A 24,106-nucleotide genomic window follows, 5' to 3' on the forward strand; every position below is an offset into this window, starting at 1 on the left:
ATGAAAAGACTTTACCGTTCAGAAAAAAATCGTAAAATTGCCGGCGTCGTCGGCGGTTTGGCGGAGTACATCAATATGGATGCGTCGCTTTTGCGCATTATCACCGTTGTATTAGCGCTTGTCATGCCGGGAATCGTGCCGATTGTATATATTATCTGGTGTTTTGTTGTACCTTTAGAAGGAGATTTGAAATAAATGATCAAATGGGCAGTCAGCATTTTAGTAAATGCGTTATTATTAATCGTTATCGCGGGATATTTTGATTCCGTCCATATCAGCAGTATCGGAGCGGCTGTCATCGCCAGTGTGATTCTTTCTGTGTTAAATGTGCTGATCAAACCGATCATCGTCATATTGACATTGCCTGTCACGGTTGTGACCCTCGGCCTCTTTCTGTTTGTCATCAACGCCATTACGTTAATGATGACCGCAGCCTTGATGGGAGACAGCTTTCAGATTGATGGGTTCGGCACCGCCATTTGGGCATCCGTCGTGCTGTCCGTTTTCCACTTGCTGATCCAAAAAGGCATATTGGAGCCGCTTAGAAAAGGGTAAAAAACGAGCTGTCCCGAGAGGGCAGCTTTTTTATGTGCGTTTTACATAAGCGGCGGCCTCCTGACGCAACATAATGCATAGGGAGGTAATGAGATGAAACTTGTGATGACGCTCTTTTTTCTGATTGGTTTGCTTTGTGTGAGTCCTTCTGCGGATGCGGCGCGCAAAGAATCGGCAATCCCCGTGAATCAGCAGGAATTCGGACAGCCGCCTCATTACATACCGCTTCTGGAGAACCCTCCCCAAATCGAAGTAAAGGCGGAAATGAAAAGAAACCTGTTCATACAGGCTCATGTACGGAATGCTGACTATCAAGCGTTTTCGGCGTTTCTTTTTTATAAACAAAGCAATGAGCTGGGGTTTAAAATGGTGCCGATGGAGCCCGCGCCAGGCGCAATCCGGCTGTTTACGGCCCAGGTTTCAAAACGGGATATCTGGAATGGAGAATTGGAATATTACCTCGTTTTCACCAATGGCAGACAGCGGGCGGAATCGGAGAAAAAGCGGCTGAAGCTGGACGGCTATCAAGCCGATTTGAATCATATTCCCGAGCTGATGATTACGGAACTTGCGGTTGATACGAAAAATGAAGACGGCGCTGATGCCTATGAATTTATCGAGGTGTATAACACGACGGACAGGCCCATTCATTTTAAAGACTATCATATCCGCTACCGCTATCCGAAGGAAGGGCCGGAATCAGATATGATATGGAGGCCGAAAGAAGATACCGTCATTCCGTCAGGCGGGACTTACGTGTTTTGGCTGAGACGCGCCGCATCAGAACTGACGATAGATGATTTCAACCGCTATTACGGGACACGCCTGAAGGAGGGAAAACATCTCGCCGTCATCGAAGGGACGGACGGAATGTCCAACGGCCGCCCGCGTACGGTGGTGCTGTCGGCAAATACCGGAAAGGGTATCGCCTCAGCGCATTACCGTAAACACGCTTTCCGCCGGCTGACTTCTTTACTGTACAAATATCCGCTGAACGGAACGGGAGAATTGCTGAAGATCTCCACGAGCGAGCATAAGCCGTCACCGGGCTCCGTTTTTCAGGCGCAGATCCCGCAGCAGAAAAGGGTGATAAAACCCGACAAGGAAAAACCGGTCATCGAAGACCTTACAGACAGAAAGCCCGTCCGGCCCGCTGAAAGCATTGAATTAAAGGCTGACATAAAAGACAAAAACCTTGTCAAAACAGCCGCGTTTTATTACCGGACCAATGAGAAAAAACCATTCAAACGAATTCTGGCCGAAAAAGACCGCAACGACAGCTTATACCATCACATTCTTTATTCCCCGGAACTGCTCGGCCAGGATCAGCTTGAGTATTATATCGCAGCCAGTGATGGAGAAAATGAAGCAAAAACGCCCGTCAAGATGATTGACATTGAACAGACGAGCAAATCACACGGACTCAGAATGAATGTTGAACCCGAAGATACGATATCCGGCACCTATCTGCTCAAAGCGACTTCCGACGTCAGCCCCGATAAGATCAAGCTGTGGATTGACGGCAAACGGCAGGAGACCCGGCCGGCCTTGGAAAAAGAAGTCTATTTCGCCTTCGATGCCCGGAAAACGAATCTTTATTTTCAAAACACCGTCATGATGGAAAACGAGGTGCTGCACATTTTTGACGATCCGTCTCACCGCTACAGAACACACTCGGTTCTCCTTCCGGAACGTCTGCTGCAAAAAGGGGGCAAAACACAGAAAGTATCCATCCGTTCGGGCTCAAAGGTTTCTCCATATGACACGGGAGAGAATCGGGATGATTTTGTCGTGAAACATGCCCGTCTGGTGCTTTCCGACGGAACGGTGATCAAAGATGGGAAGACGGACCCGGCTGAGCAGCTGTTTATCGGTGACGGCAGGTGGGCGAATCAGCAGAAGACCTTCTCATTCAGCCTGCCGGATCATTTGTTTACGTCACGGCTGCTGCCGTGGAACACGGCGAAGCTTTCGGAAGGCTATCACCATATTTTTGTTAGCGACGGTGAGGAGCAGCTGAGCCAGTCTGTGCGGGTGGACAATACGGGGCCGAAGATTGTCCCGAATATTAAAGAAGGCGCGGCGCTGAAAGGTAATGTTGAGCTGAATGCGGACATCCGTGACAAATGGAGCAAAGTGGAAGAGGTCAAAGCGTTTTTGGACGGAGAAAGCATTACGCTCCCGCATCACACGTCATCAGCCGATCTTAAGCCCGGAAAACATACCCTTACCATCATTGCGGCAGACCTTGCCGGAAATGAAACAACCTCCGTCCGCACCTTCCATATCAAACGGGAGGAGCCGAACCAGCCGGAGCTTGCCGATCAAAAAATCGGCGCCCACAAAGCAAAGCTGTCCGTCCGGGTAAAAGACCCGACGAAGGATGACATGAATGTATCATTTTACCGGGGCTTCCGTTATACCGCGCGGAATCCGGGCAGCGTGAAAGTGTATAAACACGCCTCATTAACGGAACCGCCGAGGGGCATAAAAGAAAATGAAATGCCGTTTACCCTGCCTGAAATGAACCGCATCTCGGCAAATGACGGAAAAACCGTTTCGACGGAAAGTATGGAGCGTTTTCCTTATCACCGATTCGAAGTCTCCGTTGACCCGTCTATCGACGAAACGGATCTGGCCGAGGCGGTCTGGAAAGGAAGCTCTCTGCCCGGCCGAAAGGTAACCATGTATATTTGGAATTACCGGACAAGCCGCTGGCAGGAGGCGGACAGCGTCCTTGCCAAAGATAAAAAGCCGTTTACATTAAAAGCCGCCGTTTCCGCAGCGGATGTGGTGAAGAACTCAAAAATGAATGTCATCGTGCAGGATCAAATACCGGCGAAAGGCAATTACACGTTTGTCTGGATGTCGGATACACAATATTACGCACAAGGGCACCCGCACATTTTTGACAAAATGACGGAGTGGATCAAAGAAAATAAGGAAAAGCACAATATTAAATATGTCTTTCATACCGGTGATATCGTCGATGATTCAATGGTGATGAAACAGTGGAAAAACGCCGATCACTCCATGCGGACGCTTGACAAGGCGGGGATTCCGTACGGAGTGCTTGCCGGCAATCACGACGTCGGCCATAAAGACGGCACATACCGAACCTTCGGGGATTTCTTCGGGAGCCGCCGGTTTGAACAGAACATGCATTACGGCGGATCATACAAAAATAACCGCGGGCATTATGACCTGCTGTCGGCAAGCGGGAACGATTTTATTATGATTTATATGGGCTGGGGCATTGGGGAACAAGAGATTGACTGGATCAATCAAGTGCTGAAGAGGTATCCGGACCGAACCGCCATCTTATGCTTTCATGAGTACTTGCTTGTGAGCGGAAATCGAAGCCCGATCGGGGAGACGATCTATCGAAAAGTCGTCAAGCCGAATCGCAATGTGGCGATGGTATTAAGCGGCCATTACCATAACGCCATGAAAAAAACCGATGCGCTTGACGATGACGGGGACGGAAAACCGGACCGCCTCGTCCACCAAATTCTGACCGACTACCAGGACGGTCCGGAAGGGGGACAGGGCTTTATGCGCATGATGCAATTCGATCAGGCCGCCAATCAGGTTCACATGTTCTCCTACTCGCCGTACACGGATGACATCAATTACTATGACACCGATCTGTTCGCTGATAAAGACGAATTCTCAGCAGAAATGGATTTACAGCCGAAGAGGAAAAGGGTTGCGACCGATTATTTTGAATGCAACGTCTATACGAACGAACTGCTCGGTCATAAAAAACACGTAAAAAGCGGAAAAACCGCAAATTGGGTCTGGGACGGCCTGCAGCCTGATTCCGTTTATTACTGGTACACCGTCGTTAAGGACCCGTACAACGGCAAAACAATATCACCGCTGTGGATGTTCAAAACGGGAAATACGCCGTATCGCCCGGCTCCGGATCAGTTTGATTTCAGGCATGCCTCAAACCCATAACGAAAAAAATACAGCCTGCTGATCACTCAGAAGAAAATCTGACGGTCAGCAGGATTTTTTCTGTACGTAAATGGCGGCGCCCTGCTGTGATAAGTGCTTTTGACTTTTTTATGTCCCTTTTCTATACTAAAATCGATTGGTTTTCGTAATATGCAGGAGGAAACATAATGAACAGTAAAACCGGGACAAAAGAAAGAATTATTCAAACCTCTGCATATCTTTTTCAGATTCAGGGATATCATGCGACTGGTTTGAATCAAATTATAAAAGAGAGCGGAGCACCCAGGGGGTCTGTGTATCATCACTTTCCAAACGGAAAAGCAGAACTCGCCATTGCGGCGATCAAATATACGGGAAGATGCGTTGAAAAGCAAATACAGAATAGTATGTCTCAATTCGCGGACCCTATAGAAGCGATTCAGCACTTTATTCATGTAACGGCTGAACAGTTTAATGATCCGCAGAATATTGAGGGCGTGCCGGTTGGATTGCTGGCGGGTGAGACCGCTCTGATCAATGAAACGTTAAGATGCACATGTGTTGAGGTGTTCAAGAAGTGGACGGATGTGTTTGCGGCAAAATTTCTTGAGCATGGGTTTGAACAAGAGGAAGCGGAGAAGCTCGGGGTGACAATCAACTCGATGATTGAAGGCGCAATCATGTTTTCGCTGGCTCATAAAAACAAAGAACCGCTGCTGCTGATTTCAAAACAGGTTCCGTATATTGTCCAAAACAGAGGGTAGCATTTTATGACTCTTTTCTTTATAAAAATAGCTACCAGAACCCCAGCCTCTTTGTTTTGACAGAGTCATAGAGAACATTCACCGGCTTGATTTGAAAATGGCAGATCAAAAAAACATCTCCAACCCGTAACGGTTGGAGATGTTTCATTTCACCCTGTCCATATAATGCACGAATGTGTAGCGGTCGCCTCTGTAGGCGGATTTGACGTGCTCAAAGGCAGTGCCGTCCTGCAGATAAGTGGTCCGCTTGATATAGAGGACGGGGGCGCCGGGCTGGATACCGAGCAGCTCAGCTTCTTCCTCGGAAGCGGCTCCCGGTTCAAGCTCTTGTTTTGCCCGTGAGATCGGCATCTGATTGTACGCTTCAATATGCTCATACATGGATGATTGAAAATGGGAGGCGTCCAGTTTTCCCGCCTTGTCAAACGGGATGTACGAGGCTTCAATCGCCATCGGGATATCATTTGCCAGCCGGACGCGGATGATTTTATGAAGCGTTGCCGGATAGCCGCATCCCAGGATAGAAGATAATTCTTCCGTCGCCTGAATCAGCTGGTATTCGGCAAGTCTGCTCCCCGGCTTCATGCCCCGGCTTCTCATATCTTCCGTAAAGCTTGTCAGCCCTTGAAGCGGCTGTTCCATCTTCAGTTTGCTGACGAACGTTCCCCGGCCTTTCTGTCTGTATAAAAATCCTTCATTCACCAGATTGGAAAGCGCCTGGCGCACCGTCATTCGGCTGATGCCGAATTGTTCGGCGTATTCCCGCTCCGACGGAAGCAGCGCATCCGCTTTCAGCTCGCCGTTTTTGATTTGTGTTTTTAATTGTTCCATAATCTGAAAGTAAATCGGAATCGGAGATTGTTTATCAATCTGCATAGGTCAAATCCTTTCAATCGCCGCCCGCAGCCTTTTCATCAATCAAGACCGTCACATCCGGATGCGCGTGCAGGGCGGAGGCGGGGAATGCTTCGCTGATGCGCCCGTCCAGAAGCTGCTTCACCGCGTGGGCCTTGCTTTTTCCGGATGCCATGATCAAAATCCGTTTGCCGGACAAAATCGTCCCGATCCCCATTGTCAGGGCTTTTACAGGGACTTGATCAATTGACGGAAAGTACCGCGCATTCGCCTGTCTTGTCTCTTCATTCAGCTCAACAACATGGGTTCGGGATTCAAATGGCGTCCCGGGTTCATTAAAGCCGATATGGCCGTTGTGTCCGATGCCTAAAAGCTGTATATCCGCTCCGCCGAGTGTTTGAATCAATCGGTCATAGCGTCCGCATTCGGCATCAAGATCGTCTGCCCGTCCGTCAGGGAGAAAGTGGCGGTCCTTTCGGCTGTCGATATGTGCAAAAAAATGTGTATTCATATAATAATGATAGCTGTTTTTGTCCTCGGGAGAAAGCCCGGCGTATTCATCAAGGTTGATCGTCGTGACATTTCGGAATGACAAGCCCTCTGAGCGGTGCATCCGCACAAGTTCTTTGTATACGCCTTCAGGAGTGCCCCCCGTCGCAAGGCCGAGAACGGCATCCGGCTTTTGTTTCACTGTTTCAGCGATAATCGCTGCGGCTTTTTCACTTAATTCTTCATAATGTCTGCATGTGATAACGTTCATGTCCAATCAGCCTCCCTTGAGATATATGCGGTGTTTCCGCGGCAAATCGTTGCCAGCAAACCGCACTGTCCGTCCGTCAGAACAACGTCGGCGTCTTTTCCTTCGGCGATGCTTCCTTTACGGTCGAATATGCCGAGGCGGCGGGCCGCATTTGCCGATGTCATATTTGCTATATCCGGCCATGAGCAGTTTGTAAACCTGCGCATGAGCGCTGCGCCTTCATTCATTTTTAAAATGGAACCGGCCAGCGTCCCGTCAGAGAGAAGCGCCGTGTCCCCGCGAACGGTGACTTTTTGTCCGCCGAACTCGTATTCTCCGTCCTTAAGCCCTTTTGCCCGCATGGAGTCTGTAATCATGATCAGGTTTTGGCTTCCTTTCGCCAAATAGGCAAGCTTTACAGCCAGAGGATGGGAATGAATGCCGTCAGTGATCAGCTCCGCCGTGATGCGGCCGCAGGCGAGAGCCGTACCGATGCCCCCCGGCTCACGGTGATGAAAGGAGCTCATGGCGTTGAAGAGGTGCGTCATATGCACCGCCCCGGCATCCGCCGCTTTTTGTAAAAGCTCGGCTCCCGCGTCTGTGTGTCCCATTGACGGGATGATGTTTTGTTTTTTTAAATAACGGATCAGGCTGAAATCAGGATCTTCTTCCGGCGCAAGCGTCACAATTTTGATCAGCCCTCCCGAGAGCCGCTCCCATTTCTGAAAGAGCCCGGCATCAGCAGGAGTAATCCATTGTTTCGGCTGTGCTCCCGCCTTTTTCGGAGAGACAAACGGTCCTTCTAAATGAATGCCGATCAACTCAGCGCCTTTTTGGGCCTGCGGTGAGGAAGACGCCCATTTTCTGGCGTTGACGAGCGCTTTTTCAATGTTTTCGTGCTGCTGTGTGATCGTTGTCGCTAAAAAAGAGGTTGTTCCTTCTTCGGGCAGCCGGGCGGACATTGTATCAAGAGCTGCAACATCAGCATCCATCGTATCCGCGCCGTATCCGCCGTGAATATGGATATCAATCATTCCGGGAAGTGCATACGAACCCTCGGGCGCCTTCCATTCCTTCTCATACGTTTCTTGCGGTCTTGTTTTCCCCGCGTAAGAAATGATGCCGTTCTTTATACCGAGAAATCCGTTTCGGATGATTTCTTCTTCTGTTACGATGTCCGCACCGCTGATTAACAAGCTTTCAGCCACTTTAAAACACGCCTTTCTGGTTAGTTGTTAGTTTTATTTTACTCTTTTTCAGACTAGTTATCTAGACCAGTTATGCCGGAATTGTATAAATCTGTTTTGGTTCAGACGGTAAAGTGATAAAATATAACTGTTCAAAGCTCGGAACATCCCAGAACAGGAGGAACATATCTTGGCAAAGGTTCGGACCAAAGACGTAATGGAGCAGTTCCATTTAGAATTGATCAGCGGAGAAGAAGGGATTAACCGCCCGATTACGATGAGTGATTTATCACGGCCCGGTATTGAAATCGCCGGTTATTTTACATATTACCCGAGAGAACGGGTGCAGCTTTTAGGAAAAACGGAGCTGTCATTTTTTGATCAGCTTCCCGAGGAAGATAAGAAACAGCGGATGAAATCGCTGTGCACCGATGTGACGCCGGCTATCATACTTTCCAGAGATATGCCGATCCCGCCGGAGCTTGTAGAAGCTTCCGAGCAAAACGGTGTGCCTGTGCTCAGATCCCCTCTGAAAACAACCAGGCTGTCAAGCAGGCTGACGAATTTTCTTGAGAGCCGTCTCGCGCCGACAACGGCCATTCACGGCGTGCTTGTGGATATATACGGCGTCGGCGTGCTCATTACGGGAAAAAGCGGAGTCGGTAAAAGTGAAACGGCGCTGGAGCTTGTCAAACGAGGCCATCGTCTTGTCGCGGATGACTGCGTTGAAATCCGGCAGGAGGATCAGGATACCCTTGTCGGGAACGCGCCTGATCTGATTGAGCATCTGCTCGAAATCAGGGGGCTCGGCATTATAAATGTCATGACGCTGTTCGGAGCGGGCGCCGTCAGAAGCAATAAAAGAATTACAATCGTCATGGACCTTGAGCTTTGGGAGCAAGGGAAACAATACGACCGTCTCGGACTTGAAGAAGAAAAAATGAAAATCATTGATACGGAAATTACAAAACTGACCATTCCCGTTCGCCCGGGGCGGAATCTCGCCGTTATTATCGAAGTTGCGGCGATGAACTTCAGATTGAAGCGGATGGGCTTGAATGCTGCCGAGCAATTCACGAATAAGCTGGCGGATGTCATTGAGGACGGCGAACAAGACGAATAGGAGTTGGCAATGATATGAATGAAGCAGGAACACCAATCAATCCGATTGCCTTTCAGCTCGGGCCTTTATCCGTGCACTGGTACGGAATCATTATCGGCGCGGGCGCGTTATTAGGGCTTTGGATGGCCATGAGGGAGAGTGAAAAGCGGGGGCTGAATAAGGACATTTTTATTGATCTTGTTCTTTTCGCCATCCCGATCGCAATCATTTGCGCAAGGGCATATTATGTGCTTTTCGAGTGGAGCTATTACTCGGAACACCCCGGGGTAATCATTAAAACTTGGAAAGGCGGCATTGCGATTCACGGCGGATTAATCGGCGCGATCGCAACGGGAATTGTCTTTTCAAAAGTAAGAGGCATCTCATTCTGGAAGCTGGCGGATATTGCCGCGCCGAGTATTCTGCTCGGCCAGGCCATCGGGCGCTGGGGGAACTTTATCAACCAGGAGGCTCACGGTGAAGCGGTCAGCCGGTCATTTTTGGAAAGTCTGCATCTTCCGGATTTCATCATTAATCAGATGTACATAGACGGACAATATTACCACCCGACGTTTTTGTATGAATCGCTGTGGAGTTTTGCGGGCGTCGTGATTCTGCTTCTGCTCCGCCGCGTGAACCTGCGCAGGGGCGATCTGTTTTTGACGTATGTGATCTGGTATTCGATCGGCAGATACTTTATTGAGGGAATGCGGACGGACAGCCTGATGCTTACGAGCCAGCTTCGGATCGCGCAGGTCATTTCCATTGTGCTGATTGTACTTGCGATTATTTTAATGATTTTCAGACGCATGAAGGGGTATGCCGATAAGCGGTATGCCGACACGGACTGACGCCTGAAATCGGAAAGGACATAAGATGACTGATAAACGTGTAACCGCCATTTTATTCGATCTCGACGGCACGCTGATTGACACGAATGAACTGATTATCGCTTCTTACCTTCATACGCTTGATCATTATTGCCCGGGGCAGTTCAAAAGGGAAGATGTACTTCCGTTTATCGGCCCGCCTCTGTATGAAACGTTTTCAGGCATTAATGCTGAAAAGTGCGATGAGATGATCAGCATGTACAGAGCATTCAACCATGAAAAGCACGATGAGCTCGTCACGGAGTACGAAACGGTTTATGAAACGCTTGATGAATTGAAAAAAGCGGGCTATCAGCTCGGGATTGTCACCACAAAGCTGAGGGATACAGTGAATATGGGATTGAAGCTGACAGGCATCGGGGCGTTTTTCGATACTGTCGTCACGCTTGATGATGTTAAGCATCCGAAGCCTGACCCCGAGCCTGTGCGGCTTGCTCTCAGCCGGCTGGGGTGCGATCCGTCGGAAGCCCTAATGGTCGGTGACAATTATCACGATGTCATGGCGGGAAAAAACGCCGGCACGAAAACAGCCGGCGTCGCGTGGACGATTAAAGGCGCACAGACGCTTTCCGCCTATGAACCCGATTATATGCTCGAGAAAATGAGTGATTTATTGCACATCACCGGAGTGAAGTAATCCGTGAGAAAAACAGACCGCCATCCGGTTGCAGGTGCAAATTCATTGTGGCATGTTTATCAGACGGTTCCCTTTCTGAAGGTGATGAAAAATTTCATCATCATTCAGATCGCAAGGTATACGCCGTTTTTAAGCGTGAAAAACTGGCTGTACCGAACCTTTTTGAAAATGAATGTCGGAAAACAGACGTCATTCGCGCTGATGGTGATGCCGGATATCATGTTTCCCGAAAAAATCACTGTCGGAAAAAACAGCATCATCGGCTACAATACGACGATTTTGGCTCATGAATACTTAATACATGAGTACCGGACCGGTTTTGTCACAATCGGTGACAAGGTGATGATCGGTGCAAACACAACCATTCTGCCCGGCGTCACCATCGGGAGCGGAGCCGTTGTATCAGCCGGCACCCTGGTGCACAAAGATGTCCCGGCCGGGGCGTTTGTCGGAGGAAATCCGATGCAGGTGATCTATACGGACGAAGAAATGAAAAAACGAATGGAAAACCCCGCTGATTAACGTCAGCGGGGTTTTTTTATGACTTGATCACAATGGCCTGGCTGCCCATCTGCTTCCAGGCTTTTTCAAAGTCAGACCGGTCTGTTTTTCTGTTTTTATAGCCGTAAGGATCATTAACGTATACATAATCGTGATCATAACCGGTGACGGCTACGCTATGCATGCTGAACGTAATGTCGATCTTTCCGTTCGGCGTATTCCAAGTCTGCATATTATCAACCGGCTTAAAGGATGTGGTGGTAATCACCCAGACCGGCCGTCCCTTTTCAAGCTGGCGGTACACTGAAGAAATGTCTTTTCCCGTCAGGTCATATACTTTGTTTCCCGCATATTCTTTGGCAAGTTTATCAATCGGCTCATGATAAACGCCTAAACCCGGGCCGTTTTCCATGTCTCCTGCAAATCCTTCACTCGGATCTCCCTTCAGCCCGCTGCTGTATGTGAGCGGAACTTTATTGATTTTATCCGCCAATGTATTTTTTGACACATGATATCCGGCATTGTTCAAAATCATGGCAAGGCTTGTCACCTCACAGCCATTGTACAGTCTGGGAGAATCCATCTGTCTGTACAGAACGACATTCAGCGGTGACGCGCTCCCTTTTAACGGTGTTTTCTCATCAGGCTCGTCGGACTGCTGATTAAAAAAATTCAAATGAATATCGTTTGTATAGATGTTATACCCGAGATAGACAAGGATGGCTGTCAGAATCAGCACACATAATGTTCCAAGCGTCTTCATTATTACTCTCCCTTGTTTCTGATGAAGCTATTCTATGTATTATAGCACTTCTGCTCAATATGATTCGATCGTTCCGGTATGTTTACAGGTTTGTTCATTCTTTAGCCATGTTTATGGAAAAGAATAGGCGGACATTGGGCGTTGCAATTCATTCTTTTATCTGCTAACATATTATCATATTAGCGAACTAAAGGATTCGGAATTTTCCTTCAGATAAAGCGGAGGTGCAAAAGGCAAATGTTTATGTTTGAGAAACCGCATGGCATGAGAGATACGCTGCCCGGTTTATACGAAGCCAAGAAAAAAGTCCGTTCCACACTGACGGATTTAATTGATAAATGGGGTTATCAGTTTATGGAGACGCCGACCCTTGAATTTTATGAAACAGTAGGCGTCCAGTCAGCTATTGAAGAACAGCAGCTGTTTAAGCTTCTCGATCAGGACGGAAAAACGCTTGTGCTTCGGCCTGACATGACCGGACCGATTGCCAGGGTGGCGGCGTCTAAGCTGCACAAACACAATCATCCGCTCAGAGCGGGGTACGCGGCAAGCGTCTATCGCGCTCAGGAGCGGGAAGGCGGACGTCCGGCCGAATTCGAACAGGTCGGCGCGGAGCTGATCGGCGACGGATCAACAAGCGCGGACGCCGAGGTGATTGCGCTGGCGGCAGGCGCTTTGAAAAACGCGGGATTGCACCGGTTTAAAATCGCGATCGGCCATGCCGGACTCGCTGATGAGCTGTTTGTCGAGGTTTTGGGCAATGCCGAGCGGGCGGATGTTCTGCGGCGCTTTCTCTTTGAAAAGAATTACGTGGGATACAGGGAACATGTCAAATCTCTTCCGCTTTCTTCAATAGACAAAAGCCGGCTGCTCGCACTTCTGGAATTGCGAGGCGGGAAAGAAATCTGCGCCAAGGCGGAGGAGATCATCGGCATCTCCGGACAAAGCTTGATTCAGGAGCTGGAAGACCTGTGGGACATTCTTGAGGATTACGGGTGTGCCGAGCATATTCGCCTTGATCTGAATATGGTCAGCCATATGAGTTATTACACGGGAATTTTATTCGAAGTATATGCGGCAAATGTTGGTTTCGTCATCGGAAGCGGCGGACGCTATAACAATCTTCTCGGCCATTTCGGCAGTCCCGCTCCCGCCACGGGTTTCGGGCTCCGTATCGACAGGCTGATTGAAGCGCTCGGCATCCAGGAAGAAACTAGTGAAGCGGACGCCGTGATTTTCAGCAAGGAGCAGCGGGCGCAGGCCATTTTATTCGCGGAGGAAGAAAGGGCGAGAGGCAGAAAAGTCGTCCTGCAGGATCTGGCGGGCATTGAAAATATCGATCATATGACAAAATCATTCGCAAACGTCACATACTTTATCGGTGCCAGAAAGGAAGAGCAGAATGGGTAAGGTACTCACAATGGCAATGCCAAAAGGACGGATATTCGAAGAAGCGGCCGGGTTGCTGCGGCAGGCCGGATACAGGCTGCCCGAGGAGTTTGAAGAATCGAGAAAGCTGATCATTGACGTTCCTGAAGAAAATCTCCGCTTTATTCTGGCAAAGCCGATGGATGTGACGACCTATGTCGAGCATGGCGTCGCTGATGCCGGTATTGCCGGAAAGGATGTCATGCTTGAGGAAGAGCGTGACGTGTATGAGGTGCTCGATCTGAAAATCAGCAAATGCCATCTCGCCGTTGCGGGGCTTCCCGGAGCGGATTGGAACGGAGTCGCCCCGAGGATTGCGACGAAATATCCGAATGTTGCGTCGAGTTATTTCAGAGAGCAGGGCGAACAGGTGGAAATCATTAAGCTGAACGGTTCCATTGAATTGGCGCCTTTAATCGGGCTTGCTGACAGAATCGTAGATATCGTATCAACCGGGCGGACATTAAAGGAAAACGGTCTCGTTGAATCAGAACATATTTGTGACATCACATCGCGTTTTATCGTCAATCCGGTCAGCTACCGCATGAAGGATGATGTAATCGACGAAATGGCGGCCAGGCTGGCCAGGGTTGTGGAAGGAGAAACGGCACAATGAAAATAACCGCAGTAAAAAGAAGCGAGCGGTTTTCACTGAAGCGTTCCATCGACAGCGGAACCGAAGAGCAGCGGAAAACCGTCAGGGGGATTATTGAAGACGTCAGACAAAACGGTGACAAAGCCGTTTTGGCCTATACAAAAACATTTGACGGCATCAGCCTGAACCAAATGGCCGTGAGTGCTGAGGAAGTCACCGAGGCGTACCGTCTGCTTGATGATCAGCTGCTGGAAGTGATCAGACAGGCGATTGCCAATATTAAAGAATATCACGAACGCCAGCTGCAATCTTCTTGGTTTTACCATCGCAAAGACGGCACGATGCTCGGGCAGAAAATAACGGCGCTCGATTCCGCGGGCGTATACGTGCCGGGCGGGACGGCCGCTTATCCGTCTTCCGTTTTAATGAATGTCATCCCCGCTCTCGCTGCGGGAGTGGAACGGATCGTTCTCGTCAGTCCTCCGGGGAAAGACGGCCGCCTTTCGCCGGGCGTTCTGGCGGCGGCGTCTGAGCTCGGCATAAAGGAAATTTACAAAGCGGGAGGCGCGCAGGCGATTGCCGCGCTCGCTCACGGAACCGAAACGATACAGCCTGTTGATAAAATCACGGGCCCCGGCAATATATTTGTAGCGCTCGCGAAGCGCGAAGTCTTCGGCGTTGTGGATATTGACATGATTGCCGGGCCCAGTGAAATCGTGGTCCTGGCAGACGATACGGCGGTGCCCAAAGAAGTCGCTGCTGACCTGCTTTCACAGGCCGAACACGATACGCTCAGCTCAAGCGTGCTTGTCACCGACTCACGGAAGCTTGCCGAAGCCGTATCAGATGAGGTGAATAAACAGCTTCAGACACTGCCGCGTAAAGAAATCGCCGAAGCGTCGATCAAGGATCACGGCCGCATTTATATTACGGAATCGATGGAAGATGCGGTGGACACGGTGAATGCGCTGGCGCCCGAGCATTTAGAAATCATGACGCATTCGCCGGAGGCTTTGCTTGGAAGCATCAGACACGCGGGAGCGATTTTCTTAGGACGATACAGCGCTGAACCGGTCGGCGATTATTTTGCCGGACCGAATCACGTTTTGCCGACAAACGGAACGGCGCGGTTTTCAAGCCCGTTGAATGTAACAGATTTTCAAAAGAAATCGAGCATCATCTCTTACAGCCGGAAGGCATTTGAAACGCACGCAGACAGCATTTCCGCCTTCGCGAGACTGGAAGGGCTTGAAGCGCACGCAAGATCGATTGAAGCGAGAAACGGAGGAATGACCGATGAGAAAAGCGGAACGCGCCAGAACAACAAATGAGACCGATATTAAGCTGGCTTTCGAAATAGACGGAGAAGGAAAAGCCGACATCAGCACGGATGTGCCGTTTATGACTCATATGCTTGATTTGTTCACAAAGCATGGGCAATTCGATTTAACTGTTGACGCAAAAGGCGATACGGAGATAGATGATCACCATACGACTGAAGATATCGGCATCTGTTTAGGGCAGGCTTTTTTGGAGGCGCTCGGTGATAAAAAAGGGATCAAACGGTACGGATCAGCGCTTGTGCCGATGGACGAAGCGCTCGCCCAAGTCGCCGTAGACCTGAGCAACCGGCCGCACCTTGAGATGCGCGCTGCATTTCCACAAGCGAAAGTCGGAACGTTTGATACCGAGCTGGTACATGAATTCCTATGGAAACTGGCGCTGGAAGCGAGAATGAATCTGCACGTCATCGTTCATTACGGCACGAATACCCATCATATGATAGAAGCCGTGTTTAAGGCGCTTGGCAGAGCGCTTGATGAAGCGTCATCCATTGATCCGCGCGTCAAGGGTGTGCCGTCTACGAAAGGAATGCTGTAAATGATCGGTGTAATTGATTACGGTATGGGCAATTTATTCAGCGTGTCGAAGGCGCTGGAACGCGTCGGCGTCCCGTATGTCGTATCAGACCGGCCGGAAGAGCTTGAAAAAGCGGATGCTTTTATTCTTCCCGGTGTCGGATCATTCAGTGACGCCATGGACAATTTACGCAGCACGAAGCTTGATCAATTCATACACCGTATGGTTGACGAGGGGAAGCTGCTCCTCGGCATCTGCCTCGGCATGCAGCTCATTTTCGAAGAAAGCACCGAAAACGGCTCTGCAAAAGGACTTGGTTTATTAGCCGGAAAAGCTGTGAGACTCAAAGACAGAGATGCCGAAGGAAAAAAGCTGAAGGTGCCGCATATGGGCTGGAACCGGCTGACGTTTCACCAAACGTCTCCTTTGCTTTCGGAAGCGGAAGAAGGCTTCGTTTACTTTGTCCATTCCTATTATATAGACGGGATGGAAGACGGCGATCTTCTGGCAAGCGCTGAGTACGGCGTTCGTGTTCCGGCCATCGTCGGTAAACGCAATGTCTTCGGTGCCCAGTTTCACCCGGAAAAAAGCGGTACGGCCGGAATGGCGATCTTAACGCAATTTACAAAAATGGCAGCGGAACAGGAGGTGAAGAAATGAACGCTTTTACATTATATCCGGCAATCGATATGAGAAACGGCAAATGCGTCCGCCTCATCCAAGGCGATTACGGCAAGGAAACGATATACGGTGACTCTCCTTTAGATATGGCGGCGCAATTTGCACAAGAAGGTGCCGAATGGATTCATCTCGTGGATCTTGACGGCGCGAAAGCAGGCAGGAAAGTAAACGACAGGCATGTTCTTGACATTGCGCGGCAGCTTGATGTCAAAGTCGAGATCGGCGGCGGGATCCGTTCTGAAGCGGATGTGTACGGTTATTTATCACAAGGCGTTGATCGCGTCATTCTCGGCAGCTCGGCCGTATCCGATCCGGCATTTGTGAAGAGCATGCTGAAACAATACGGCGGCAAAATCGCGATTGGCCTTGATGCAAGGAACGGATATGTCTCGACGGAAGGCTGGCTGGAAACATCCTCGGTAAGAGCGGCCGATCTAGGCCATGAATTGGCGAAGGAAGGAGCGGAAACCTTCATTTTCACGGATATTGCAACTGACGGCATGCTGTCAGGACCGAACATCGAAAGCACCGTTCAGCTCGCAAAAGCAACAGGAAAAACCGTCATCGCTTCAGGCGGAGTCAGCTCAGTCGCCGACCTCAAAGCACTGGCCCGCTTCAAAGACGCCGGCGTATCGGGAGCGATTATCGGAAAAGCGCTGTATACAAAACAATTTACATTGGCTGAAGCGCTCAGCGGGGTGAAGGACGCATGATCACGAAACGAATCATTCCGTGTCTCGATGTGAAAGAAGGACGCGTCGTCAAAGGCATACAATTTCTCGGGCTGAAAGATGCGGGCGATCCTGTCGAGCTGGCCGAAGCTTACGACAGGGAGGGCGCTGACGAACTTGTTTTTCTCGACATTTCCGCCTCTCACGAAGGCCGCAAGACGATGACAGACGTCGTAGAACAGGTTGCGGCAAAACTGGCGATTCCGTTTACGGTCGGCGGCGGAATTAATCAATTAAGCGATATGAAACGAATGCTTCGCGCCGGCGCTGATAAAGTATCCGTTAATACAGCGGCCGTTCTCCGCCCCGAGCTGATTACGGAAGGAGCGGATTTTTTCGGCTCGCAATGCATCGTAGCGGCGATTGACGCAAAGTATGATGAAGATTCGGATTGCTATAAAGTGTACACACACGGCGGCAGACAGAAAACCGACTGGGAAGTCACGGCCTGGGCAAAAGAAGCCGTCAGCCGGGGAGCGGGCGAAATCCTGCTGACAAGCATGGACGCAGACGGTGAGAAAACAGGCTTTAATCATACGCTCACACAGCTTGTCACACGTGCCGTCCCGGTGCCCGTCATTGCGTCAGGGGGAGCCGGCAGCGCGCGCCATATGCTTGAAGCCTTCACGATCGGTGAAGCGGACGCCGCGCTTGCAGCTTCCATTTTCCATTATAAAGAGACATCTATAAAAGAAGTGAAAGATTATATGAAGAAACACGGGGTGAATGTGAGATGAAACGGGCAGATGAACTGCGGTTTGACGAGGCCGGACTGATTCCCGCCATCGTACAGGATGCGGCAAGCAAAGAAGTGCTGACACTGGCTTATATGAATCGTGAATCCTACGAAAAAACGATAGAAACGAAAGAAACCTGGTTTTACAGCCGTTCACGGCAGGAGCTGTGGCATAAAGGAGCGACATCAGGGAATACCCAAAAGGTGAAAGCCATCCGTTATGACTGCGATCAAGATGCCCTCGTCGTGCTTGCGGAGCCCTCAGGACCCGCCTGCCATAAAGGAAGTTACAGCTGCTTTTCCTCGGAAAAAGCGGACGCGCAGGATCGTTTCGGCATCTTAAACGAACTGGAAAGCGTAATCGCCAAACGGCAGGCGGAGATGCCTGACGGAGCCTACACAACGTATCTGTTTCGGGAAGGCGTCGATAAAATCCTCAAAAAAGTCGGCGAAGAAGCCGCAGAGGTTATTATCGCCGCCAAAAATCGCGACCATGAAGAATTAAAATGGGAAGCGGCGGATTTGCTGTATCATTTGCTCGTTCTTCTGCGTGAGCAGTCGCTTCCTTTGGACGACGTGCTTGACGTCCTTGCAAAACGCCATTCAGCATCTGAGTAAAACAAACCTCACGGAGAGATCCGTGAGGTTTTTAATCTGTCAAACTTAAACATTCAATTAAATATTCCTTATTTCCGCAACCGGAGGCAGATGAATTTGATAATATTGACTAATAGAGTTTATTTTGGTTTTTATCAAAAATGTACGTTTTGTTCATATTCCGTTCATGCACATCCGTTATAGTATAAACAGTGATATAGGAGGAAAACATATGCCGAATAAACAACCAAAACCTAAAGGGAAATTCAGCTCATTTTTTTCATTAGTCAAAAAAACAAAACCATCATACGGTATGCTGGCCTTCGCGCTGTCTCTCAGTATTGTGACAACGCTCGTCAGCCTGCTGATTCCACTATTGACAAAGCAGCTCGTTGACGGCTTTTCCATGTCGTCGCTGTCAGGCGTGCAAATCGGAATCATCGCAGCCGTGTTTATCGTACAGGCCGCATTAAGCGCCTACGCCACCTACGCCCTGAACTACAGCGGCCAGAAAATCATCTCGGGACTGCGTGATTTGTTGTGGCAGAAATTAATTAAACTGCCCGTCTCTTATTTTGACAAAAACGCCACAGGAGAAACGATCAGCCGTGTCACCAATGACACAATGGTGGTAAAAGAGCTGATCACAAACAATATCAGCGGATTTATTACCGGAATCATTTCCGTTATCGGGTCACTGACGATCTTATTTTTCATGAACTGGAAGCTGACATTGCTCGTGCTGATCGTCGTGCCGCTGGCTGCGGTGATTTTAGTGCCGATCGGCCGGAAAATGTTTAAAATTTCTCGGGAAACACAGGATGAAACGGCGAGATTCACCGGATTATTAAACCACATCCTCCCGGAAATCAGGCTTGTAAAAGCGTCAAACGCTGAAGAAGCGGAATACGGACGCGGAAAAGCAGGCATCATGGCGCTCTTTAAACTCGGGCTGCGTGAAGCGAAGGTGCAGTCGCTCGTAGGCCCGCTTATTACACTTGTATTAATGGCGGCGCTGGTCGCTGTCATCGGGTACGGCGGGATGCAGGTGTCATCCGGTGAATTGACAGCCGGCGCACTCGTTGCCTTTATCCTGTATTTGTTTCAGATCATTATGCCGATGGGCCAGATCACTTCATTTTTCACACAGCTTCAAAAATCCGTCGGCGCAACGGAACGGATGATTCATATTCTTGCAGAAAAAGAAGAAGATATCCAAACCGGAAAAGCCATTGAAAACGCGGATCAGCCGATTAAGCTTGAACAAGTCTCATTCGGCTACAAAACAGATCAAACCATCTTAAAAGACATTACGGCTACGATTGAGGCCGGCAAAGTCACCGCGATCGTCGGACCGAGCGGCGGCGGAAAAACAACGTTATTTAAGCTGCTTGAACGATTCTACAATCCGACTGCGGGCAGCATCCTGCTCGGAAATGAACCGATTGATACGTATTCCCTTGAGTCATGGCGGGAGCATATCGGCTACGTGTCGCAAGAAAGCCCGTTAATGTCAGGCACCATCCGCGACAATATCTGCTACGGATTAAAACGCGAGGTGACTGATGAGGAACTGAGGCAAGCGGCTGACATGGCCTACGCCCTGCAATTTATTGAAGACTTACCGAAGAAATTTGAAACCGAGGTCGGTGAGCGGGGAATTATGCTGTCAGGCGGACAGCGCCAGCGCATCGCTATTGCCAGAGCGCTCCTTCGCAACCCGAGCATTCTGATGCTTGATGAAGCGACATCAAGTCTGGACAGCCAATCTGAAAAATGGGTGCAGCAGGCGCTGGAAGTTCTAATGGAAGGCCGCACCACGATTGTGATCGCCCACCGTTTATCCACGGTTGTGGATGCAGATCAGCTTCTCTTTGTCGAACAGGGTGAAATCACAGGACGGGGCACACACCATGAATTAATGGCATCCCATTCGCTGTACCGCGATTTTGCGGAACAGCAGCTGAAGCTGAATGCCGACTTAGAAAACAAAGCTGTGTAAAGCAAGACTTTATGAATAAAAAGCAGCTGAAAAAGCTGCTTTTTATTTTGCAGCCGGAGTCCTGTTCATACGGGTGTAGGGTCGGTAACGATGAAGAGCCAAGCCATAAGCGTGTATGCCGGTACAGGAGACAATGAAAAAATTCGGTTTATAGACATCATGTCGATTCATGAAAAGAAAAAAGCAGAAGGAGGGATTTTCATGGCTGTCATATTGGTTGCGGATGACGACCGCCATATCCGTGAGCTTGTCCGCCTCATGATGGAGCAGAGCGGTTTTGACGTCGCAGAAGCGGAAGACGGGGAAGCGGCGGTGCGGCTGATCGAATCAGCACCTATAGATCTCATCATACTGGATGTGATGATGCCGAAAATGGACGGGTTTGAAGTCAGTGAAGCCGTCCGCAGCTTTACGGACATTCCGATTTTGATGCTGACGGCAAAAGGCGAAACGCTGGACAAAGTGCAAGGTTTTACTTCCGGAGCGGATGATTATCTCGTCAAACCGTTTGAGCCGCTTGAGCTGGAAGCAAGGGTCAAAGCATTGCTGAAACGGTACCGGATCACCGCTGAAAAACTGCTGACCATCGGAACGGTCACATTAGATAAGCAATCCCGCACCGTAACGCGCGGCGGCGGAGTGGGATTGACATTGCCCCGGCGTGAATTTGAGCTTTTATTTAAGCTCGCCGGTTATCCGAATAAGACGTTTTCAAGAGAACAATTAATAGAAGATATTTGGGGCTTTGATTATGAAGGTGACGAGCGGACCGTTGATGTGCATATTAAAAGGCTGAGAGAACGGTTTCCGGAAAAAGACTATCCGTTTGCCATCCATACGGTGCGGGGGCTCGGGTATCGGTTTGTGGTGACAGGATGAAACGGATCTTCAGAACGGCTGGGAAAATCATCATCCTTCTCACCGTCACCGCATTCTTATGGCTGGCGGCTCACCTGATCGTTCAGGGATTCGGTCTCATATGGCCGATTTTGCTTGTGCCGTACGCCGAGCAGATTGTGACGCTTTGGCTTGTTTTCGGCCTGCTGTTTGTAACGATGTTTATTTTTTCAAAGTCAGCACGTGAAAGACATCATGCGATCTGGGATTCGCTGACCGCCACGATCAAGCAAATGTCGAGCGGCAACTTCACAGCGGCCGCTTCCCGGAAAATGGAGAAGATTGAGCGGAACCACCCCGTGACGAAATTGGCTGATGAACTGTCGACACTCGCCGCGGAACTGAGTGAAATGGAAAAACTGAAACAAGAATTTATTTCGAACGTTTCCCATGAAATCCAAACCCCGCTCACTTCATTAAAGGGCTACGCGCATCTTCTGAAAAAACCGGATTTATCATATGAGGAGCGGGGGCGCTACTTACACATCATCGAAACAGAAACAGAACGATTATCAAAAATCAGTGAAAATCTGCTGAAGCTCACTGCGCTTGAACGCCAAACCGAACCGATACAAAAAAAACCGTTCCGCATTGACAAACAGCTGCGGCGCACCATATTGACCTGTGAGCCTGAATGGTCCGCCAAACAGATTGAGTTTCTCATTGATTTACAGGAGTCGTATGTGTACGGAGATGAAGCGCTGCTCAGCCAAGTATGGATGAATCTGATTCACAATGCCGTAAAATTTACCGGTGAAGGCGGCCGCATTTCCGTTAAAATTGCAGATCTGCCGGGAGCGGCGGCTGTCGAAATCGCCGACGACGGAATCGGAATGGAGCCTGAACAGGCGGAGCGTGTATTTGAACGGTTTTATAAAGCGGACAAGGCGAGAAACGCAGGGGGAAGCGGGCTCGGCCTGTCTATCGCCCAAAAAATCGCAGAGCTGCACGGCGGTTCGATAGAGGTTGAGAGCAAGCGCGGCGAAGGAACCCTTTTCCGCGTCATTCTTCCAGCCGAGCCTCGTGAAAAAAACAGCTAAAATCTGGTCGAACCAGCCAGTAAAAAACGAAGCCGATCCTGTCTTTTGAACTATTGAGGCGAAACCGTTTTATGGTATACTACTGACGGTAATACGTATAAAACGGAGGATATTTGTGGGAAAACACACTTCTGAACAGAAAAAGCACGCGCAAATTGTCCAGCTGCTTCAGGATGGACAATATTTTTTTCATAAAGGCTTAAAAGCATATAAAGAGCGGAATTTAAAACGGGCCAGCAAACTGATTCAGCGGGCCGTCCACCTCGAGCCGAATGATTCCGAAATGCTGTCCCGGCTGGCCGTCATTTATTCTGAAATGGGCCACTACCAGCAGTCAAATGAGCTGTTCGACTTTATTTTGGTGAACCTGAAAGAAGAAATGCCCGAGTGTCATTACTTTAAAGCGAATAATTTCGCGCATTTGGGACTCTTTCAGGAAGCATACAAAGAAGCGGCGGCTTATTCAGATGCCGATCCGGACGGTGAATTCAGCGAAGAGATTGAAAATCTGATGGAGCTTTTGGATTTCGGTGAAGCGGGTGAAGACGAATCGCTCTATGACCAGGATGAGCTGCTGATCAGGCAGGACCGGGCAAAAACGCTTCTTGAGAGCGGCCAGCTTCATGAAGCGGTTGTCATGCTTGAAGAGATTACGGCCGATTATCCCGAGCTTTGGTCTGCATACAACAACCTGGCGCTCGCTTACTTTTACTCAGGCAATGTCACAAAAGCGAAACAAACGGTATTCGAAGTGCTTGAGAAAAATGAAGGCAATCTCCATGCCCTGTGCAACCTCCTTGTATTCTGCTATTACGAGAGGGAAGATGAAAAAGTCGGAGAATTGAGCGAAAGGCTCGCTAATGTGTATCCGATTTTATTCGAACAGCGCTATAAGCTGGGGGCGACGCTTGCGCTTGTCGGCAGACATGATCTCGGTTATAAATGGCTCCGTTCTCTTTACAAAAGCGGGTTCGAAGGCGACGAAACGTTTTATTACTGGCTTGCCGCCTCAGCCTACGGGACAGGCCGCACAGAATTTGCGGAAACCATTTGGAAAAAGGCCGAAGCCGAATTTCCCGAATCAGACCGGCCCGCGCCTTGGGCGGAGCGGCAGGAACCGCTGCCTGCTTCACTTGAACAGCGGCTTGCCGCCTATTATATCAGCAGCGCTGAAGGAGAGCGGAACCAGCTTGAAAAAGTTCTGACGGCAAAACGCGCCGTTTCACCGTTTGAACAAGATTTCGTCAGATTGCTGCTTTCCGGTGAAAAAGGCGCTTCAGACGTTTCCGGTGATGCGCTGTTCACGTATCGGACGGTCAAGCTTCTGGAGAAAGCGGAAGCCGACAGTTTAAAAACTGACGTCATGAGCTGCTGGGTTTTTCACGTCATTCAGCACATCCGCGCCGCCGCTGCCGTACAGAATGAGCGGGCGTGGGCCGCAGCCATCGCATATGTATGGAAAGAAGCAAACGGCGAAAAAACGACGAAAAAAGAAACGGCCGCCGTTTACGGTATAACGCCGGCAACACTTTCGAAATACATCAGACAAATAGATGATATATTAGAATAAAACCGATTCTTTCTATATAAAGAGTCGGTTCTTT

The 24,106-nt window shown here is 49.6% G+C and carries 24 protein-coding genes; 20 read left to right on the forward strand and 4 right to left on the reverse strand.

Annotated elements, in window-relative coordinates:
- The 4 genes from AR442_RS08745 to AR442_RS08760 all read left to right on the forward strand — a co-directional run bounded on the left by AR442_RS08745 (window position 1) and on the right by AR442_RS08760 (window position 5,261).
- Window positions 1–195: a PspC domain-containing protein gene (locus AR442_RS08745; protein ID WP_014418985.1), complete on the forward strand. Its 195-nt coding sequence runs from the start codon at window positions 1–3 to the stop codon at window positions 193–195.
- Complete coding sequence (locus AR442_RS08750; protein ID WP_014418984.1) at window positions 196–555, forward strand: phage holin family protein; 360 nt, start codon at window positions 196–198, stop codon at window positions 553–555.
- Between the two features lie 93 nt (window positions 556–648).
- Window positions 649–4,518, forward strand: a complete 3,870-nt coding sequence (locus AR442_RS08755) for a metallophosphoesterase (protein WP_053285124.1) — start codon at window positions 649–651, stop codon at window positions 4,516–4,518.
- A gap of 167 nt (window positions 4,519–4,685) precedes the next feature.
- Complete coding sequence (locus AR442_RS08760; RefSeq protein WP_007614041.1) at window positions 4,686–5,261, forward strand: TetR/AcrR family transcriptional regulator; 576 nt, start codon at window positions 4,686–4,688, stop codon at window positions 5,259–5,261.
- 144 nt (window positions 5,262–5,405) lie between these two features.
- On the opposite strand, the gene AR442_RS08765 is transcribed toward AR442_RS08760, so the two are convergent.
- From AR442_RS08765 to nagA, 3 genes are read right to left on the reverse strand one after another with little or no spacing between them, the layout of a single operon-like run.
- Window positions 5,406–6,137 carry a GntR family transcriptional regulator gene (locus tag AR442_RS08765; RefSeq protein ID WP_012118554.1) on the reverse strand — a complete coding sequence of 244 codons (732 nt, stop codon included), beginning with the start codon at window positions 6,135–6,137 and terminating at the stop codon, window positions 5,406–5,408.
- Window positions 6,138–6,150: 13 nt separating this feature from the next.
- A complete protein-coding gene (gene nagB / locus AR442_RS08770; RefSeq protein ID WP_014418981.1) occupies window positions 6,151–6,876 on the reverse strand; it encodes a glucosamine-6-phosphate deaminase in 726 nt (241 codons plus the stop codon).
- Entirely contained in the window at window positions 6,873–8,063 is a 1,191-nt protein-coding gene (gene nagA / locus AR442_RS08775) for an N-acetylglucosamine-6-phosphate deacetylase (RefSeq protein ID WP_014418980.1), read from the reverse strand. The genes nagB and nagA overlap by 4 nt, the downstream gene beginning before the upstream one ends.
- Window positions 8,064–8,232: 169 nt before the next feature.
- On the opposite strand from nagA, the gene hprK reads away from it, so the two are divergent.
- Genes hprK through AR442_RS08795 form a run of 4 tightly spaced genes read left to right on the forward strand, consistent with a single transcriptional unit; the run spans window position 8,233 to window position 11,193 of the window.
- Window positions 8,233–9,165 (forward strand): HPr(Ser) kinase/phosphatase, encoded by a 933-nt coding sequence (gene hprK, locus AR442_RS08780; protein ID WP_003151456.1) that lies wholly within the window; start codon window positions 8,233–8,235, stop codon window positions 9,163–9,165.
- A 14-nt stretch (window positions 9,166–9,179) separates the two neighbouring features.
- Entirely contained in the window at window positions 9,180–9,995 is an 816-nt protein-coding gene (gene lgt, locus AR442_RS08785) for a prolipoprotein diacylglyceryl transferase (protein ID WP_014418979.1), read from the forward strand.
- 25 nt (window positions 9,996–10,020) lie between these two features.
- Entirely contained in the window at window positions 10,021–10,671 is a 651-nt protein-coding gene (ppaX, locus tag AR442_RS08790; protein ID WP_014418978.1) for a pyrophosphatase PpaX, read from the forward strand.
- 3 nt (window positions 10,672–10,674) lie between these two features.
- Window positions 10,675–11,193, forward strand: a complete 519-nt coding sequence (locus AR442_RS08795) for an acyltransferase (RefSeq protein WP_014418977.1) — start codon at window positions 10,675–10,677, stop codon at window positions 11,191–11,193.
- Window positions 11,194–11,209: 16 nt separating this feature from the next.
- On the opposite strand, the gene AR442_RS08800 is transcribed toward AR442_RS08795, so the two are convergent.
- Entirely contained in the window at window positions 11,210–11,935 is a 726-nt protein-coding gene (locus tag AR442_RS08800) for a C39 family peptidase (RefSeq protein ID WP_021495261.1), read from the reverse strand.
- Between the two features lie 237 nt (window positions 11,936–12,172).
- Between AR442_RS08800 and AR442_RS08805 the strand changes: the two genes are divergently transcribed.
- From AR442_RS08805 to AR442_RS08860, 12 genes are all read left to right on the forward strand, one after another.
- Window positions 12,173–13,345, forward strand: coding sequence for an ATP phosphoribosyltransferase regulatory subunit (locus AR442_RS08805; protein WP_007407436.1), 1,173 nt, complete (start codon window positions 12,173–12,175; stop codon window positions 13,343–13,345).
- Window positions 13,338–13,979, forward strand: a complete 642-nt coding sequence (hisG, locus tag AR442_RS08810) for an ATP phosphoribosyltransferase (protein WP_012118547.1) — start codon at window positions 13,338–13,340, stop codon at window positions 13,977–13,979. The genes AR442_RS08805 and hisG overlap by 8 nt, the downstream gene beginning before the upstream one ends.
- On the forward strand, window positions 13,976–15,289 hold the full coding sequence (gene hisD, locus AR442_RS08815) for a histidinol dehydrogenase (protein ID WP_014418975.1): 1,314 nt from the start codon (window positions 13,976–13,978) through the stop codon (window positions 15,287–15,289). Before hisG ends, hisD begins: the two co-directional genes overlap by 4 nt.
- The gene (gene hisB, locus AR442_RS08820) at window positions 15,255–15,839 is read left to right on the forward strand and encodes an imidazoleglycerol-phosphate dehydratase HisB (RefSeq protein WP_014418974.1); all 585 of its coding nucleotides are present in this window, start codon (window positions 15,255–15,257) and stop codon (window positions 15,837–15,839) included. The genes hisD and hisB overlap by 35 nt, the downstream gene beginning before the upstream one ends.
- Window positions 15,840–16,478, forward strand: coding sequence for an imidazole glycerol phosphate synthase subunit HisH (gene hisH, locus AR442_RS08825; protein ID WP_014418973.1), 639 nt, complete (start codon window positions 15,840–15,842; stop codon window positions 16,476–16,478).
- On the forward strand, window positions 16,475–17,212 hold the full coding sequence (gene hisA, locus AR442_RS08830) for a 1-(5-phosphoribosyl)-5-[(5-phosphoribosylamino)methylideneamino]imidazole-4-carboxamide isomerase (protein ID WP_014418972.1): 738 nt from the start codon (window positions 16,475–16,477) through the stop codon (window positions 17,210–17,212). The genes hisH and hisA overlap by 4 nt, the downstream gene beginning before the upstream one ends.
- Window positions 17,209–17,967 (forward strand): imidazole glycerol phosphate synthase subunit HisF, encoded by a 759-nt coding sequence (gene hisF / locus AR442_RS08835; protein WP_014418971.1) that lies wholly within the window; start codon window positions 17,209–17,211, stop codon window positions 17,965–17,967. Before hisA ends, hisF begins: the two co-directional genes overlap by 4 nt.
- Window positions 17,964–18,584 carry a bifunctional phosphoribosyl-AMP cyclohydrolase/phosphoribosyl-ATP diphosphatase HisIE gene (gene hisIE / locus AR442_RS08840; protein WP_014418970.1) on the forward strand — a complete coding sequence of 207 codons (621 nt, stop codon included), beginning with the start codon at window positions 17,964–17,966 and terminating at the stop codon, window positions 18,582–18,584. The genes hisF and hisIE overlap by 4 nt, the downstream gene beginning before the upstream one ends.
- A gap of 211 nt (window positions 18,585–18,795) precedes the next feature.
- Window positions 18,796–20,565 (forward strand): ABC transporter ATP-binding protein, encoded by a 1,770-nt coding sequence (locus AR442_RS08845; protein ID WP_014418969.1) that lies wholly within the window; start codon window positions 18,796–18,798, stop codon window positions 20,563–20,565.
- A 201-nt stretch (window positions 20,566–20,766) separates the two neighbouring features.
- Entirely contained in the window at window positions 20,767–21,444 is a 678-nt protein-coding gene (locus AR442_RS08850) for a response regulator transcription factor (protein WP_014418967.1), read from the forward strand.
- Window positions 21,441–22,502 carry a sensor histidine kinase gene (locus AR442_RS08855; RefSeq protein ID WP_014418966.1) on the forward strand — a complete coding sequence of 354 codons (1,062 nt, stop codon included), beginning with the start codon at window positions 21,441–21,443 and terminating at the stop codon, window positions 22,500–22,502. Before AR442_RS08850 ends, AR442_RS08855 begins: the two co-directional genes overlap by 4 nt.
- 115 nt (window positions 22,503–22,617) lie before the next feature.
- Window positions 22,618–24,072, forward strand: a complete 1,455-nt coding sequence (locus AR442_RS08860) for a tetratricopeptide repeat protein (protein ID WP_014418965.1) — start codon at window positions 22,618–22,620, stop codon at window positions 24,070–24,072.
- Window positions 24,073–24,106 lie beyond the last annotated feature (34 nt).

It is taken from the genome of Bacillus velezensis (assembly GCF_001461825.1).
Lineage (GTDB): Bacteria > Bacillota > Bacilli > Bacillales > Bacillaceae > Bacillus > Bacillus velezensis.

Excerpts from the sequence above, each read along its gene's own strand:
- AR442_RS08745 (WP_014418985.1), top strand. The coding sequence starts at position 1 with ATGAAAAGACTTTACCGTTCAGAAAAAAATCGTAAAATTGCCGGCGTC.
- AR442_RS08750 (WP_014418984.1), top strand. The coding sequence starts at position 196 with ATGATCAAATGGGCAGTCAGCATTTTAGTAAATGCGTTATTATTAATC.
- AR442_RS08755 (WP_053285124.1), top strand. The coding sequence starts at position 649 with ATGAAACTTGTGATGACGCTCTTTTTTCTGATTGGTTTGCTTTGTGTG.
- AR442_RS08760 (WP_007614041.1), top strand. The coding sequence starts at position 4,686 with ATGAACAGTAAAACCGGGACAAAAGAAAGAATTATTCAAACCTCTGCA.
- AR442_RS08765 (WP_012118554.1), bottom strand. The coding sequence starts at position 6,137 with ATGCAGATTGATAAACAATCTCCGATTCCGATTTACTTTCAGATTATG.
- nagB (WP_014418981.1), bottom strand. The coding sequence starts at position 6,876 with ATGAACGTTATCACATGCAGACATTATGAAGAATTAAGTGAAAAAGCC.
- lgt (WP_014418979.1), top strand. The coding sequence starts at position 9,180 with ATGAATGAAGCAGGAACACCAATCAATCCGATTGCCTTTCAGCTCGGG.
- ppaX (WP_014418978.1), top strand. The coding sequence starts at position 10,021 with ATGACTGATAAACGTGTAACCGCCATTTTATTCGATCTCGACGGCACG.
- AR442_RS08800 (WP_021495261.1), bottom strand. The coding sequence starts at position 11,935 with ATGAAGACGCTTGGAACATTATGTGTGCTGATTCTGACAGCCATCCTT.
- AR442_RS08805 (WP_007407436.1), top strand. The coding sequence starts at position 12,173 with ATGTTTATGTTTGAGAAACCGCATGGCATGAGAGATACGCTGCCCGGT.
- hisG (WP_012118547.1), top strand. The coding sequence starts at position 13,338 with ATGGGTAAGGTACTCACAATGGCAATGCCAAAAGGACGGATATTCGAA.
- hisD (WP_014418975.1), top strand. The coding sequence starts at position 13,976 with ATGAAAATAACCGCAGTAAAAAGAAGCGAGCGGTTTTCACTGAAGCGT.
- hisB (WP_014418974.1), top strand. The coding sequence starts at position 15,255 with ATGAGAAAAGCGGAACGCGCCAGAACAACAAATGAGACCGATATTAAG.
- hisH (WP_014418973.1), top strand. The coding sequence starts at position 15,840 with ATGATCGGTGTAATTGATTACGGTATGGGCAATTTATTCAGCGTGTCG.
- hisA (WP_014418972.1), top strand. The coding sequence starts at position 16,475 with ATGAACGCTTTTACATTATATCCGGCAATCGATATGAGAAACGGCAAA.
- hisF (WP_014418971.1), top strand. The coding sequence starts at position 17,209 with ATGATCACGAAACGAATCATTCCGTGTCTCGATGTGAAAGAAGGACGC.
- hisIE (WP_014418970.1), top strand. The coding sequence starts at position 17,964 with ATGAAACGGGCAGATGAACTGCGGTTTGACGAGGCCGGACTGATTCCC.
- AR442_RS08845 (WP_014418969.1), top strand. The coding sequence starts at position 18,796 with ATGCCGAATAAACAACCAAAACCTAAAGGGAAATTCAGCTCATTTTTT.
- AR442_RS08850 (WP_014418967.1), top strand. The coding sequence starts at position 20,767 with ATGGCTGTCATATTGGTTGCGGATGACGACCGCCATATCCGTGAGCTT.
- AR442_RS08855 (WP_014418966.1), top strand. The coding sequence starts at position 21,441 with ATGAAACGGATCTTCAGAACGGCTGGGAAAATCATCATCCTTCTCACC.